The organism is Actinotignum sp. usb-actsch-213 (assembly GCF_059085665.1).
The window spans coordinates 1-14,118 of the sequence record NZ_JBHNSQ010000002.1 but is presented as its reverse complement, the minus strand read 5'-3'; the positions used below and the strand labels follow the sequence as shown (position 1 = coordinate 14,118).

Here is a 14,118-nt window from a genome sequence, read left to right as displayed (position 1 = left end):
AGGCGGTGAAGATTCCTTTACTATAAGGAAAGAACGTTGTGTGGGGAGAATCACCGTTGGGCTGCGGTACGTGATGCGGAGCCCGCGGTGACCCCTCGCGCAACACCGGAGCGGGAACGCGAAGGAGCCTCCCGCGTGAAGAGATTGAGGGGCGGGAATGTCTACACACACCACAGGTAGCCTTGTCCCCATTCGGGGATGGCAACGCACCTATTCCGGGAAGGTGCACGATTTATACCGGCCCGTGCCCGGGGGTGCGATGGCCGGGATGGATACCTATCTTATTGTGGCCTCGGATCGCATCGCGGCTTTCGACCACGTTGTTCCCACATTCATTCCGGATAAGGGCGAAATTATCACCCGGATTGCCCGCTGGTGGTTCGACCGTACCGGGGATATCGCAGAAAGCCACTACCTACCTGGCGGCGTCCCGCGGGATATTGCCGCGCGCGGGATCCTGGTGCGGGCCCTGCGCATGCTCCCGTACGAAGTAATGGTGCGCGGCTATCTGACCGCGGGCGCGGTGCGCTCGCTCGGAACCCTCGGCACGCTCGATGCCATGCCGTACGACGGCGCTATCGAGGTGGGCGCCAAACTAGAACTACCTTGGGTCGGGATTGCGGAAAAGCGCCGGCCTGGCTACCCGGATATCCCCATTCCGTGGGAGGAATTCATACTTCGAGTGGGGGAGAGCACCGCAGAGCGAGTGCGCGTGCTGGCTCTCAATCTTTACCGGCACGCCCACGCCATCGCGCTGGCCCGCGGGCTGGTGCTCGCGGATGCCAAGCTGGAATTCGGTACGGATATGGATGCCGGCTCCAGCCGGCTCATCCTGGCCGACGAAGCATTCACGCCGGATACTGCCCACTACTGGCTTTCCACCGACTACCGCGCGGTGAAATCCGGGGAGGTGCTGCCCACCCCGGAAGCGCTGCGTTCTTTCGATAAGGACGCTGCCCAGGTCTGGCTCATGTCCCCGCAATCCGGGTGGAATGCGGAGCAAGGCACCCAACCGCCAGCCCTTCCCGCCGCTGTGGTGGCCGATATTCGCGACCGTTACCTGCGTGTTTGTGAAATGCTCACCGGGGAGCGCTGGCCCGGGCGGTAAGTGTGACGTGCACCGCGGAGTCGTGTTCGCGGTGCGAAATCTTACCGTGAAAGCACTCGGACGTTTTACCATTTTGATATGCATTACGCGAATAAAGTTTACGATCAGGTCGTCGCCGCCAACCCGGGCGAACCCGAATTCCATCAGGCCGTGCGCGAAGTTTTCGACTCCATTGCGCCGGTCCTCGATGCTCACCCCGAGTACGCCGACCAAGCCATCCTGGAACGGCTCGTCGAACCCGAGCGCATCATTGCCTTCCGGGTGCCGTGGGTGGATGACGCCGGGAAAATTCGCGTCAACAAAGGCTACCGGGTGCAATTCAACTCCGCGCTCGGGCCCTATAAGGGTGGCTTACGCTTCCACCCCACCGTCTACCTGGGCATGCTCAAATTCCTCGGCTTCGAGCAGATCTTCAAGAACGCGCTGACCCGCCAGCACATCGGTGGCGCCAAGGGCGGGGCGAACTTCGACCCCAAGGGTAAAAGCGATAACGAAGTGATGCGCTTCTGCCAGTCCTTCATGACCGAGCTGCAGCGCCACATCGGCCCGGATATTGATGTTCCCGCCGGTGACATCGGCGTGGGCGGGCGCGAAATCGGCTATCTTTTCGGCCAGTACCGCCGCATCCGCGATAGCTTCGACGCCGGCGTGCTCACCGGCAAAGGACTCGGCTTCGGCGGCTCGCTCGCCCGCACCGAAGCCACCGGTTACGGCGCGGTCTACTTCGCCGACGCCATGCTTGCCGCGCACGGGGAAAGCTTGGACGGGCGCACCGCGGTGGTATCCGGTTCCGGGAACGTTGCGCTGTACGCGATTGCGAAGGCGCAGCAGCTGGGCGCGCGTGTCGTCACCGCCTCGGATTCTTCCGGGATGGTGTACGACGACGCCGGCATCGACGTCGAGCTCCTTCGCCATATTAAGGAAGATCTGCGCGGGCGGGTCTCTGATTACGCGGCGCAGCGCCCCGGGGCCCGGTACCAGGCCGGGGCGAAGGTCTGGAACCTGGCAGACCTGGGGATTCGCGCGGATATTGCTTTCCCGTGTGCCACCCAGAACGAGCTCAATGAGGCCGATGCGCGCCAGCTTCTCGACGGGGGAGTGCGCGCGGTGGTGGAAGGCGCGAATATGCCGACCACCCTCGAGGCCACCCACCTGCTCCAGGAGAACGGTGTGCTCTTCGCGCCCGGCAAGGCCGCGAACGCCGGCGGGGTGGCCACCTCCGCCCTGGAAATGCAGCAGAATTCCGCACGCCAAAGCTGGGACTTCGAGAAAGTGGATGCCAAACTACACGATATTATGCACGATATCCACGACACCGCCCTGGATGCCGCCGCCCGCTACGGCCACGAAGGTGACTATGTGGTGGGCGCCAATGCCGCGGGCTTCGAGATGGTCGCGGAGGCGATGATTGCCCAGGGCGTGATCTAAGAGCGGTATGCCCGGAGCGCTCGGTGTGCCCGGAGCGCTCGCGGTGCCCGGCGCGCTCGCGGTTGCGCCGTCGTACCTTAGGTGCCGTTGTGCTCCGACGCGTCGTAGAGTGGATCCGTGACACGAAAAATCGATAGCGCGGACGCGCTGCCCCTCCTCACCCGTTTTCACGCAGGTGAGGAGCTGAGCGCGAGTGAATCGCGCACGGCTGTGCGGTTCCTTCTCGAGGAGCTCGCGGCGCGGCATCCCGGGCACGCGGTGGAAATCCGAGTCCCTTATGTTGGGGCGGTGCAGGCGGTTGCCGGGGTGCGCCACCGGCGTGGTACCCCGCCGAATGTGGTCGAATGCGATGCGGGCACGTTCTTGGGATTGTGCGTGGGTACTCTGAACTGGGATGATGCCGTGGCTTCCGGGTGGGTGGACGCCTCCGGAACCCGCGCGAACCTCTCCGAGTTTCTCCCCCTGGTGCATGTGGCCGGCTCGGCTCGATGAGCCGAGGGTGTGGCGCGCTGATCGTGGGAATCCCATAAGTCACACAAGTCTCTGGAGTCTCAATAGTCACACGCATCCCGGCGGGGGTGGTAGGTGTTTTCCGAGCTGTAGTGCAGATGTCGTACATGCGAAGTACATCTCGGAAAAACACCCCGTCTCCTGCCGGGGCGGGTAGCATCTCGAGCCAACAGCCCTACATTCCGTGGACCGACTTCCCGCGGGGCAGGGTAGGCGGAGTGGGTCATTCTCAGGCGTCAAGGCTGTAAAAGGTGCATTTTGGACTGTTAGGGCCGGAGAGTGTACGCCACGGACATTAAATCGCGGAAAAACTGTCACCCAGGTACATTTTGTTAGCTGACCGAGTCTCTCCCCCTCAAAGTGCGCGTCCTGGACATTGACTCCTGTCAAGTGCGCGTAAGGAACACGAAATCGCTCTGAAACGGTGCTCTCCCGCGCACTTTGTTTTCGAGCTTGGCTTAGAAACAATTGTGCCGGCAGCCTTAGGGCCGCCGGCACGTTCGTTAACGGAATGAGTACCTATTTGGTGGCTGGTGGAATATTGTTCGGATCGTAGTCGTCCGCCCAGTCATCGTCATTGTCATCTGACTCGTCGTAATCTGCGTAGTCTGCGTAACGAGCGTACGGATCATCCGAGGAATCGTAGTGGGATTCCTGACGCGCATCACGATTAATACCCAGCTCACGTTCGAGAGCGGCGTAATCAGTATCCGGTGTAAAGTACTTGAGATTCCGGGCTACCTTACGCTGCTTAGCCTTCTGACGGCCGCGCCCCATGAGCTCGACCCCCTTCATCTCATCTGGGCTCTTCTAGCCCGGTTTACTATTTCGTGACCTATATTAGCCGCTGTAGCCCATAGATGGCTATGTGACATACGCGGAAAGAGTACGGCGCTCCTCACCTTTCCCAGGTAGATGGCCTGTAAAGGGCCTGGCGAGCCCGCGACAGGTGTCACGCGCCACGCCCGCAGTTCAGGTCAGACAGGCCGCGGAAATGATTCGCCCCACCTCGGGGCAACGTACCTCCCGGCGAGCAACCCGCGGGTGAAGGCGCCGCGCAGCTACTTGCGCCGGTGCCCGAAGAGGGCACTACCCAGTAGTGTGACTGCACCCAAGGCGGCAATCCCAAGACCAGCCACCACGGCCAGCCCGGTTTGTTCCCCGCGCCGAGCATCGGCAATAACATCCTGGGCTACCTGCGCGGGCGAGGGAATTCCTGCGGAGCAATGGCCGGCGGGGGAATGCCCTGCGGAGCAATGGCCGGAGCACCCGTGGCCGGCGGCGTCGTCGTAATGGTGCGCGCCACCGCATTCGCACGCTCCACCGCACGTCCCGCCGCCCTCGCATTCTGCAAGTGTCACGTCGGTATCGGCGCAACCGCAACCGCACGGGCCGCAGTCATCAGCACCCGCGGCGCTGGCGCCCACGCCGGCGAAACGCTCCTTCGCGGAATCAGCCAGGCCGTTCACTTTCTCCTTCGCGGTGGACGCGAAATCGGAGGCCTTGGCGGAGGCCTCGGCCGCGGTGCTCTTCGCGCTATCCGCAAAAGCCGAAGCCTTATCCTTCGCGGCTTCTGTCAAAGCAGCAGCCTTATCTTTCAGGGTGGCCGTGGTGGAAGCCACCTTGTCTTTAGCGGCATCCGTAGCGTTTTTGATATTCGTGCGCGGATCGAGGCGATCCACCAGCTCATTGACGGTGGCGGTTAGCTCCGCGCGGGTGCGTTCGATATCGCGCTGGATGTCCTCAGGTTTACGGTTATCGGAAGCGCTCACTTCGATAGGCCTTTCTTCACGGCGTCGACGTCCTTGCTCAGGCCGCCAACAAGATTAGTTGGATACTTTCCGGATTTCTTGAGTTTGCGCAGCCCCAGCAGCGCGAGCACCGCAATAATAAGGAGCAGAATCCCGGCAACCGTCAGGTAACCGGCCCACCAGCGCCCACCGAAGACCATCGTGAAGAAAGCCGCGGCCGCGTGCAACAGGAAACCGAACATAAACAGCGCCAGCACGCCGGCCACCGCGAGGAGCACTCCGCCCATCCCGAGATTGAGGACCTTGTGCTTGAGACTGGCCTGGGTGTACTGAATCTCGTCACGAACCAGGGTGGAGAACTGAGCTGTGGCGGAGGAGAACAATTCGCCCACGGTGCGGCGGTTCGGTTCGCGTGCCGCGGCTGCTCGCGCTTCTTCGGAGGAGGACGCTACGTAGCCGGAGCCCGGAAGTGGCCCGGTGGTGCTTGCCCGTGCGTTCTCAACATCTTTTTGCGCCATCACATCCCCTTTACGTCGGCTAATAACGTGGCGATAGATACATTCTAGTGTGCCCCAGAAAGCTTTAAATAGATAACGGAAAGCTGAAAATTTCTTCCTGAGCGAGGACGCGGCGGTTTCACGGCGTGCGGGGCGGTGCCGTTCCGATGACGGGGTGATCCCTCAGTGGTACGACGCCGCAGCAGCCTCCCGCGCGGTGCGCCTATCTCGCAATGGCGATTTCTCGGAAAATTCGCCCCACATCGGCGCGGGCTACCAGTCCGATCAACACCCCGGTGGCATCTCCGGTGCGGGTGATCAGTACGGCGGGGTGGCCGCGGTCGGTGAGGGCCGTGCATACCGCCATGGCGCGGTCGGAAGGTTTGGCGTAGAGAGGAGCATCATGTGCACCGCTGTGGGCGAGGATCTCCCCGGCCGGTACCTCAGCCAGCTGTGATTCCTTCCCGGCCGCTACCATGCCGGCCACCCAGCGGGCCACCATATTAGTGGTGAGTAGTCCGGTAATCGTGGCGTCTGTGGATTCCGTGGAGTTGTCCACCACCGGCAGTTGGGCGTAGCCGTGGGCGTGCAGAATGGTGGCGACAGTAGCGAAGGTGTCCGCGGGGGAGACGGTAGCGACGTCGTGAACCATGAAGTTCTGGATTTGAGGTTCGTTACGCACCTGGAATAGTAACCGTTCGGCGGCCTCCACCAGATCGGCGCGCGGGGTGGCAATGGGCTGGCCATTCTTGTAGTTGTTATGCGCGATGGTATTACGCAGGTTGCGCAGCACCTCTCCCAAGTCATGATTGCGGACCACCGCGGGAACCCGCTTCGCGTACGCTTTCGCCCAGGCATCCCCAAAACCGCGCGAATCTAGCCCGGTGGCATGGTCAAGCTCGGCCCGGAGATCTTCCACCGCGGAAAGGAAACGTTGGGTGAGGGAGTTCGCGGTGGAAGAAGTAGCGTCGTCGTGCATATCACCATGGTAGCGAAGCGGCGGTGCCGCGAGTCGCCTGGTGGCCCGCCCCGCGCAACCGATCCGCCTAGCCCGTAAACCCGGTACCCAGGGTGCCCACCGGGCCGGGCGCGCCGTGAGTATTCGCATGCCCGGAGCGCACCACCCACCAGCCGCCTAGCAGTCCGAGCACCGCGATGGCGCCCCAGACACCCACCACGGCCCAGCCCATTCCGGCCAAAGCCATAACGGGCACGAAGGACACCGCGGAAATCTCCACCGGTACCACGGGTAGGTAGGCGTAACCGAATTGCTCGATGGTGCCCGATTCCAGCTTGGGATCCACGATGCGCAGCAGCGCCAGGCCGGTGGAGACCGAGCCGGTGGCCCAGCCCCAGGTGAAGAGCTGGCGTTCGAACCAGCCCTCGCCCATGAGCCGCGGGGCCACTACCAGGCCCAGAACCGTGCACAGGATAAGGCCGAAGAGGAACAGCAACCCGAGAGCAAGAATGTGGTCAGATACAAATTCCGGATGAATGGACGCGATACCGCACACGATAAGAATGTCTGTGCATAGGCCGGATACCGAGCGTAGGGTGCCCGCGTCGAGCAGATGGGAGGCACCCACCCCGTTCATGACGATACGCACCACGATGCCCACCAGGAAAGCGATGGCGAAAAGCGGGAAGGAAATGCCGGGGAAAAGATGCTTGAGGAGCTGGCCGATGCCGTAGCCAGCCACCGCCACCAGGCTCACAATTCCAACCTCGAAAGAGAGCGTCTCAATCGAGCCGCCGGAGAAGGTGTGGTATCCCAGGGCCGGGCGGCGTTTATTGGCGTCGAGCACCCCGGTGCGGAGTTCATCGGGCAGGGAATCCATGCCGCGGAAAGCCTTGGCCTGCCCGCGCCGCGCCCCGAATTTCGCGAGAATAATCCCGCCGATCACCCCGACCAGCAGGCCGACCGTGGCCGAGGTGAAGGCCAGTGAGGCCACTTCCGGTTGCCCATTTTCCGCGTAAATATTGCCCACGGCGGCGGCGGTTCCGAAACCGCCCGCCCATCCGGTGAAGAGCATAATTCCGAGCACGTCCGGCGAACCGAGCACCGGGGTGAGGAAAAGCAGCGCGAAAGCCATGCCGAGCGCCACCTGCGCCCCGTACATGAGCACCCCGTAAGAGGCGAAACCGCCTACCGCTTTATTGACTTTGCGGATGTCGAAATCATCGGTGAGTGCCATGCAGGCGAATACGATGACGATAAGAATCGAGGCGTAGGTGCCCATATGCTCGGAGAACGGAATCCCGGTTACCTGCCAGGAGCCGATATGCCAGCCGCGGTTTTTCGCTATCGCACCGAGTACATTCGGGCCGAGCACCAGCCCCAATGCGCCGGCGATCACCGAGGCGGGAACCAGCATATTCTGCAGCCACTTCACTCGGGCGCGCAGGAATACCCCAATGGCGAGCAGCAGGCCAATCATTCCGGCGTCGACCAGCATGGCCCACGGCGTATATGCGTTCATCGTCCCTCCTACGGTTGCGATAGTTGCGCGAAGCTTAGGGGAGGGGTGCGTGGAACCTCCTCCCATTGGTAAAGATACAGTAAAACTCCTGTGATGTTTTAGTTAGGTGTGGTGCTGGGGGTTGTGATGTGCGGAGTTTCACGCCGGGGCTTGCGTCTCGTTGTGGCTTGCGCTGTGTGCTTTTTCCTTTATTAACGACGACGCCGGACCTCTTCTCCCGTGCGTGCTCCCCCTCGATATGATGGCTATGGTGACCGCCACGCACGCGGCGCCGGCGCACCAGGCCGGGGCGGCGGGGCGCGGGCGGCGTCGTCATCAAGGAGGAAAAATATGACGGATTTGGTGACTTTCGGCGAATCGATGGGGGCTCTGACCTTTACGGAATCCCCGCAGATCGGGGCGCGACCGCGCGCGTCTTTCGGCGGTGCGGAAACGAATGTGGCCATCGGGATGGCGCGGCTGGGCCATTCCACGGCGTGGGTTGGTAGCGTCGGCAAGGATCTGTTCGGTTACATGATTATGCGCACCCTGCGCGGCGAGGGTGTGCGTTGGGATCACGCCCGCCAAATCACCACCGCGCCCACCGGGGTGCTGGTGTCGCGCCACGCGGGCTTGGGGACTTTTGCGGTGGATTACCATCGTAAGTTCTCCGCCGGGCGGCTCATTACCGCCGAGCAGATCCGCGCCATGTTTGAGCTGGAACCAAAAATTGTGCACCTCACGGGTATCACCCCGGCGCTCGGGGAGGAAGCGCGCGCTGCCACGATGCTCGCGGTGGAGCTGGCCGGGGAGCGCGGGGTACCGGTCTCCTTCGACGTCAATTTCCGCTCGCGCTTGTGGGAGGCGGCGGATGCGGCCCCGGTGCTCGCGCGGATCGCGCGCGGGGCGCATGTGGTCTTCGGCGGTACGGAGGAACTTGAGCTGCTCACCGGTGAATCCGAGGTGTCCGCGGCAACTCAGCGCCTGCTGGACTGGGGCGTTGCGGAAGTGGTGTGGAAGGATTCGACGACGGCGCGCGTGACCACACCCACCGAGTCGGTGGAACGACCCGGGCGGCGGGTCACCGTGGTGGACACCATCGGGGCTGGTGATGCCTTCGTGGCCGGGTATCTTTCCGGGTGGCTTGAGGGGCTTTCCTTCGCGGAGCGCCTGGATCGCGGGCACCTCCTGGGAGCCTTCGCGGTGGGCACCATCGGCGATTGGGAAGGCGGGCCCACCCGCGAAGAACTCACCATCGCGGAGATTTCCGGCGGCGAAGTGGCGCGCTAGCACATAGGTTGCGGGCCTTGGCTAACGCGCCACCTCGGTAGCGGTTCGGAGTGTTACGGGCTAGCGGCGAACGGCGGGGGTATCGGTACCGTTGCCGTCCCAATCGCCCACGAAGAGCTGATCGGAGGCCCGCCCGTAGGTGAGGACCTGATCCGCTTCTCCAGCGGTCAGCGAGTTCTTCACATAAACGGTATTGCCGCGGCGCACCGCCAGCGTATCTACGCCGTCGCCATCGAAATCGCCCAGGATTGTGGCGTCACCCGCACGGCCGTAAGAAAAAACGGTATCCGCCGCGCCACCCCCAATAACGTTCTTGACGTAGTACAGGTTGCCGCGCCGCACCGCGAAGGTATCCTTCCCGTCCCCGTCGAAATCGCCGGTGAGCACAGTATCGCCCGCGCGGCCGTAGTGGACCACCTTGTCGGCCTCTCCGCCGTGCAAAGAATTGAGGACGTAGAAGGTATTGCCCCGCCGCACCGCGAAGGTATCCTTCCCATCGCCATCGAAATCGCCCACCAGGATCTCATCACCGGCACGACCGTAGGAGAATTCAACATCGGCAGCCCCGCCGTCGACGCTGTTCTTCACGTAGATCTTATTGCCGCGCCGCACCGCGAACGTATCGACACCGTCGCCGTCCCAGTCACCCACGAGAACCTCATCGCCCGCGCGCCCGTAGGAGAACACATTGCTGGCCTGGCGCGAGGTCCAATCATTGGAAACATAGAAAACATTGCCGGTGGCGGGCATATCCGTACCGGGGCCGCCCGGCGTGGGCTTGGGTGCGGGCGCCGGAGAGAGACGATCCACATCGGCCTGAGCGCGCGCCACATCAGCTTCGGCGGCGGCAAGCCGCTGGCCAAATTCGCCGAGCTGTGCGGCGCGGGCGGCGGCACGATCACGTTCCGCGCTTGCCGCGGCGAGCTGTTCTGCCAGTTTCTGGACAGCTTGCTTTGCGGACTTCGCGCTCTCATAGGTTTCGGTCGCAGCAGTGAGCTTGGCCTGCCCGGCATCGAGTGCGGCTTTGGCGGCCTCGTATTCACGCGTGGCAGTTTCTAGTTTCGCCTTCGCGACCTGGGCTTCGACAGATTCGGTGGTGCCTTGGGTAGCTGCTTCAAGTTCGGCTGTGGCATCGGCCAAATTCGTGCGAGCCGGGGAGGAGCCGTGTGCCATCTCATCTTTGAGACCATTCATGTAGCGCTGCAATGAATCGGAGTACTCGGCAACCGTTTGCGCTTCGGAGTGATCCCCGTAGAGAGGAGTGTGATCAAAGGTATTTGCCTGAATATTGGGAGCGTAAGCCATTCCCGTCACGGTGTAATCGCGGTTGACAATATTAAGGTAATGCCCGACTTTTGCGAAATCCGTGACGCCCTGATCGTGGAGGGCCTTTTCGTTGTGATACCAGAGCTTGAGAGAGAGCTCATCTCCGGCATAGCGGGCGGAAGCGAGGTTCTCCGCCACATTGAACGCCTTAATATGAGCCATCTTATTGGTGCGGGACTGCGCGTTCACCTGCAGCTGCGCTACCGCCATAAGGTAGTCCGTGACCTTGAGGGGCTCGAGCTGATGCTGCGCGCGCAGCTCGTTGATCTTATTTATAAGGTTGAGGGTTTTCGCCATGGAATCCAGGTTCGTAGCATCATCAGCTGCACCCGGATGGGTATAGGAGGCCAGCGGCTTACCCAGGTAGTCCTTGTCGGTGCTGAAAACATCCAGAGCTTTTTGGGCGCTCCGTGTTTCATAGAACCCGAGGGCACCTCGGTCCCATTGCTGCTGCGCTGCGGCCTTGGATTCTTCAAGCTTAGCCCGGGCAGCGTCAACCTTTTCCTGGGCCGCTTTGGCAGCCTCAGGATTGGGCGCGATGGCCTTATCGTAAGCGGCCTGTGCGGCATCGCGGCGGGCCTTAGTTGACTCGGCATTTGTGGTGAGATGGGGCATGGCGGCTGCGGCGTCGTCGTACCCCTTCTTCGCGGAATCGAAACCGGAAGCTTTCGCTACCGCGGCATCATAAGCCTGCTGCGCGGCCTCCGCCTGCGCATTCGCCCGCGCGTAGGCCTGCGCGGCGCTCTGGATATCCGCGGTGCTCGCGCCGCTCTCCTTCATCTCGGTGAGAATGGAGTCGCGAGCCGCGATGGCGGCGGTGAGCCGGGCGCGAGCCTCGGCGAGCTGCGCTGCGGAATTGTCACCGGGCGTGGATTCGCTGGCGGCGGCGGGAGCGGGACTGAGGACCGGCAGTGCCTGGGCGGCGAACGGGACCAGCAGAGCCCCCGTCATGAGGAGCGCCGATGTGCGCATAAGAGTTCTCTTTCTGTTTCGACCGTGAAAGTGAAAGGGATGATTCCCGGTGCGCAGGCTAGTGGGCGTTCCTGGGTATAAACCGGACATAGATTGGGAAGATGCTGGCCTAGCGGAAGGCTGCTAGCGCGCGGAGCGGGGCGGTTAACGCATGCACGGCACCGGCGCCGCGAAATACCCGTATATGACACCGGCACCGCGCAGCGAATCGGATTCCCGAGAGGGGAGATCACGCTTCGCCACACGGCGCCGACGGAGAGTTCAGGACTTGCGAGAGCTAGAGAATTTATTACTTACCGGTGGAACCGGGGCTGGCTTTACCGTCAGTGGTGTAGGACTTTGCGCCGGTTCCGGCGAGCGCCCCACCCTGGACGATAATGTAGGAATCGCGCAGCTGGCGGCCAGCGAAGAAATCTTCAAGAATTTCGCGGGTGCCGGCAGCGTAGCGAGTCTGTGCGGACAGCGAGGAACCGGAGGTATGCGGGGTCATCGCGTTACGCGGCATAGTGCGCCACGGATGGTCCTCGGCCGGAGGCTGCGGGTACCACACGTCCCCGCCGTAACCACCGAGCTGGCCGGATTCGAGAGCTTTGACGATGTCGTCACGCACCACGATCTCCGCGCGGGCGGTATTGACAATGTAGGAGCCGCGGCGCATCGAGTTGATCATTTTCTCGTCCACCATATGGTAGGTATCCGAGGTGAGCGGGGAATGGATGGAAACCACGTCCACGCTGCGCATGAGATCCTCAACGGATTCATGGTAGGTGGCCCCGAGTTCTTTCTCGGTCTGAGGATCGAGACGGTACAGATCGTAGTAGTGCAGGTTAACATCGAAGGGCTTCATGCGCTTGAGCAGAGCCCGGCCGATACGCCCAGCGGCGATAACACCGACATCCATGCCTTCCAGGTCATAGGACCACTTGACGGCATCGGCGATATTCCAGCCCTTCTCATCGGTGACGATACGGTGGGCGGGAACGAAGTTGCGCACCAGGTTGAGGATGGTCATAGCCGCATGCTCGGCCACTGAAATCGAGTTCGAGTAGGTGACCTCAGCAACCGTAATATTGCGCTTCATAGCTTCGGTGAGGTCCACGTGATCGGAGCCCACGCCGGCGGTGATGGCCAGCTTGAGGTTCTTAGCCTTCTCCAGGCGATCCTTACCCAGGTAAGCGGGCCAGAACGGCTGCGAGATAACCACGTCCGCTTCCGGAAGGTACTTCTCGAATTCCGAATTCTCGCCTTCCTTATCGGAGGTGACGATGAGTTCGTGCCCGTTATCCGCAGCCCACTTCTTCAGGCCCAGGGCGCCGGATACGCATGCCACCATCTCGCCCGGTGTGAAATCGATGCTCGACGGCGTAGGGGTGCTGGAGCCACCCGGGTAAGAATCAATCGTGGGGATTGAATCACGGATGTACTTGGGCGGGAAGCCGTCCACGGGATCCGGGTACAGCACCATGAGAATTTTCGCCATTAAAAATCACCTCTTTTAGTAGTGAGAGGCCAGCTTCTTCGCCGGCCCGCTTAGTACGTTAGTCCCAGGTGGGTGAGGTGTGTCAAGGCCCTTTTTATTGGTGTCGCTAAGTTGTGGTTCGGTGGGTGTAAAATGGTGGAATGTAGCCGTTTATGGGGGCGATTTGTGATCGGAATCGTCTTATTTTTTATCGCAAATAATGGATATGGAGTTTATGGGGATGTGCCATTAGTCCTAGCTTGCGGATTCGTTGTGAGCGTTCTTAGTTCTTGCTTGTGGGTGGTGGTGCGAAAGGAGGGTGGCCGGTGCGTGAAGACCGGCTACCCTTCTTCGTGTACGTGACGGGATGTTGTTGGGTGCGACCCGCTAGGCGCGCTTCTTTCGGGCGATGACGCCGCTCCCCGCCACGAGCAATCCCCCGGCGAGAAGCGCTGCGGCCCCGATGGAAACGCCTGAGTTGGCTAAGCTTTTCGCCGGCCGGTTAGCCGTCGGTGTTGGTGTGGGTTCTGCCGAAGGTGATTCTGTGGGAGCAGGTGTTGCCGTGGGAGTATCCGAAGCGGTCGGCGTTGGCGTTTCCGACGGGGTAGTCGTCGGTGATGGCGTACTCGATTCGCTGGGTGCAGGTGACGGCGTCGTAGATGGTGACGCAGTGGGCGAAGGCGCCGTCGGAGTTGTTGTTGGTGGCATTGGAGTGGGATGGGTACTCTCAGCCGGGGTGGGTGTAGGCATCGTCGGCAGTGTTGGTGGCGGAGGCGGGACCGGCCTAGGTGTTGGCCTGCGAGGTGGCACTGGAACCGGGGGCAGTTCTACCACGGGTGTGGCCGTGGGCATTGGCTGCGGTACGGGAGGCAGAGGTATAAGTAGATCGGGCTGGTCGATTATTTCCCGAATAATCGTAGGTCCCGCTTCGTCTGGATTCGCCGTTGGTTGAGGGCTGTCTTGAGTGGCGCTGGCCGTCGTTACGGGCGTGAGGAAGGTCAAGGCGGTGATGACGCCAAGTCCGATGATACGTTTCACGGTAGGAATCATGATCTCCCCCTTTTTGATACAAATGCGTTATTTTTACGAATGACCAACCCCGGGGGGGGGGTGCTCAATTGCAATACTAGTGCGGTAATGGCCTTAACTTTATAAAAAACTACCCAAAAGAGACTGTGATACTGAATACGGTTCTGGGTTTGCGGTTTTTGTATAAAACACGTTGAGTATGCGCCTGTATATTGCGGAATGGCGGCTATCTTAGCGGGTGTCCGTTATTGGCTGCGCCCAAAGGCTTGGGGATGTGTTTGGCCGTTTT

General features: G+C 61.6%; 12 protein-coding genes. 5 read left to right on the top strand and 7 right to left on the bottom strand.

Features of this window, described 5'->3' with window-relative positions; translation table 11 throughout:
- The first annotated feature begins 157 nt into the window (after nucleotides 1–157).
- The 3 genes from AC5RK6_RS00065 to AC5RK6_RS00055 all read left to right on the top strand — a co-directional run bounded on the left by AC5RK6_RS00065 (nucleotide 158) and on the right by AC5RK6_RS00055 (nucleotide 3,028).
- Entirely contained in the window at nucleotides 158–1,108 is a 951-nt protein-coding gene (locus AC5RK6_RS00065) for a phosphoribosylaminoimidazolesuccinocarboxamide synthase (RefSeq protein ID WP_435730837.1), read from the top strand.
- Between the two features lie 78 nt (nucleotides 1,109–1,186).
- The gene (gdhA, locus tag AC5RK6_RS00060; protein ID WP_435730836.1) at nucleotides 1,187–2,536 is read left to right on the top strand and encodes an NADP-specific glutamate dehydrogenase; all 1,350 of its coding nucleotides are present in this window, start codon (nucleotides 1,187–1,189) and stop codon (nucleotides 2,534–2,536) included.
- Between the two features lie 117 nt (nucleotides 2,537–2,653).
- Nucleotides 2,654–3,028: a sterol carrier family protein gene (locus AC5RK6_RS00055; protein ID WP_320758072.1), complete on the top strand. Its 375-nt coding sequence runs from the start codon at nucleotides 2,654–2,656 to the stop codon at nucleotides 3,026–3,028.
- Between the two features lie 537 nt (nucleotides 3,029–3,565).
- Here AC5RK6_RS00055 and AC5RK6_RS00050 read toward each other — a convergent pair.
- The 5 genes from AC5RK6_RS00050 to AC5RK6_RS00030 form a co-directional block, all read right to left on the bottom strand.
- Nucleotides 3,566–3,841, bottom strand: coding sequence for a DUF3073 domain-containing protein (locus AC5RK6_RS00050; protein WP_016442195.1), 276 nt, complete (start codon nucleotides 3,839–3,841; stop codon nucleotides 3,566–3,568).
- Nucleotides 3,842–4,107: 266 nt separating this feature from the next.
- Complete coding sequence (locus tag AC5RK6_RS00045; protein WP_320758073.1) at nucleotides 4,108–4,818, bottom strand: DUF3618 domain-containing protein; 711 nt, start codon at nucleotides 4,816–4,818, stop codon at nucleotides 4,108–4,110.
- Nucleotides 4,815–5,315 carry a phage holin family protein gene (locus AC5RK6_RS00040; protein WP_274735031.1) on the bottom strand — a complete coding sequence of 167 codons (501 nt, stop codon included), beginning with the start codon at nucleotides 5,313–5,315 and terminating at the stop codon, nucleotides 4,815–4,817. The genes AC5RK6_RS00045 and AC5RK6_RS00040 overlap by 4 nt, the downstream gene beginning before the upstream one ends.
- Before the next feature lie 202 nt (nucleotides 5,316–5,517).
- Nucleotides 5,518–6,273, bottom strand: coding sequence for a CBS domain-containing protein (locus AC5RK6_RS00035; protein WP_274735030.1), 756 nt, complete (start codon nucleotides 6,271–6,273; stop codon nucleotides 5,518–5,520).
- Between the two features lie 67 nt (nucleotides 6,274–6,340).
- The gene (locus AC5RK6_RS00030) at nucleotides 6,341–7,774 is read right to left on the bottom strand and encodes a sodium/glutamate symporter (RefSeq protein WP_320758074.1); all 1,434 of its coding nucleotides are present in this window, start codon (nucleotides 7,772–7,774) and stop codon (nucleotides 6,341–6,343) included.
- A gap of 330 nt (nucleotides 7,775–8,104) precedes the next feature.
- On the opposite strand from AC5RK6_RS00030, the gene AC5RK6_RS00025 reads away from it, so the two are divergent.
- Nucleotides 8,105–9,043, top strand: a complete 939-nt coding sequence (locus AC5RK6_RS00025; protein WP_435730835.1) for a sugar kinase — start codon at nucleotides 8,105–8,107, stop codon at nucleotides 9,041–9,043.
- A gap of 60 nt (nucleotides 9,044–9,103) precedes the next feature.
- Here AC5RK6_RS00025 and AC5RK6_RS00020 read toward each other — a convergent pair whose 3' ends face one another.
- Entirely contained in the window at nucleotides 9,104–11,341 is a 2,238-nt protein-coding gene (locus AC5RK6_RS00020; protein WP_320758076.1) for a CAP domain-containing protein, read from the bottom strand.
- 289 nt (nucleotides 11,342–11,630) lie between these two features.
- A complete protein-coding gene (locus AC5RK6_RS00015) occupies nucleotides 11,631–12,821 on the bottom strand; it encodes an NAD-dependent formate dehydrogenase (protein ID WP_320758077.1) in 1,191 nt (396 codons plus the stop codon).
- Nucleotides 12,822–13,344: 523 nt separating this feature from the next.
- Between AC5RK6_RS00015 and AC5RK6_RS00010 the strand changes: the two genes are divergently transcribed.
- Complete coding sequence (locus AC5RK6_RS00010; RefSeq protein ID WP_320758078.1) at nucleotides 13,345–13,752, top strand: hypothetical protein; 408 nt, start codon at nucleotides 13,345–13,347, stop codon at nucleotides 13,750–13,752.
- Nucleotides 13,753–14,118 lie beyond the last annotated feature (366 nt).

Excerpts from the sequence above, each read along its gene's own strand:
- AC5RK6_RS00015 (WP_320758077.1), bottom strand. The coding sequence starts at position 12,821 with ATGGCGAAAATTCTCATGGTGCTGTACCCGGATCCCGTGGACGGCTTC.
- gdhA (WP_435730836.1), top strand. The coding sequence starts at position 1,187 with ATGCATTACGCGAATAAAGTTTACGATCAGGTCGTCGCCGCCAACCCG.
- AC5RK6_RS00040 (WP_274735031.1), bottom strand. The coding sequence starts at position 5,315 with ATGGCGCAAAAAGATGTTGAGAACGCACGGGCAAGCACCACCGGGCCA.
- AC5RK6_RS00050 (WP_016442195.1), bottom strand. The coding sequence starts at position 3,841 with ATGAAGGGGGTCGAGCTCATGGGGCGCGGCCGTCAGAAGGCTAAGCAG.
- AC5RK6_RS00025 (WP_435730835.1), top strand. The coding sequence starts at position 8,105 with ATGACGGATTTGGTGACTTTCGGCGAATCGATGGGGGCTCTGACCTTT.
- AC5RK6_RS00020 (WP_320758076.1), bottom strand. The coding sequence starts at position 11,341 with ATGCGCACATCGGCGCTCCTCATGACGGGGGCTCTGCTGGTCCCGTTC.
- AC5RK6_RS00030 (WP_320758074.1), bottom strand. The coding sequence starts at position 7,774 with ATGAACGCATATACGCCGTGGGCCATGCTGGTCGACGCCGGAATGATT.
- AC5RK6_RS00035 (WP_274735030.1), bottom strand. The coding sequence starts at position 6,273 with ATGCACGACGACGCTACTTCTTCCACCGCGAACTCCCTCACCCAACGT.
- AC5RK6_RS00065 (WP_435730837.1), top strand. The coding sequence starts at position 158 with ATGTCTACACACACCACAGGTAGCCTTGTCCCCATTCGGGGATGGCAA.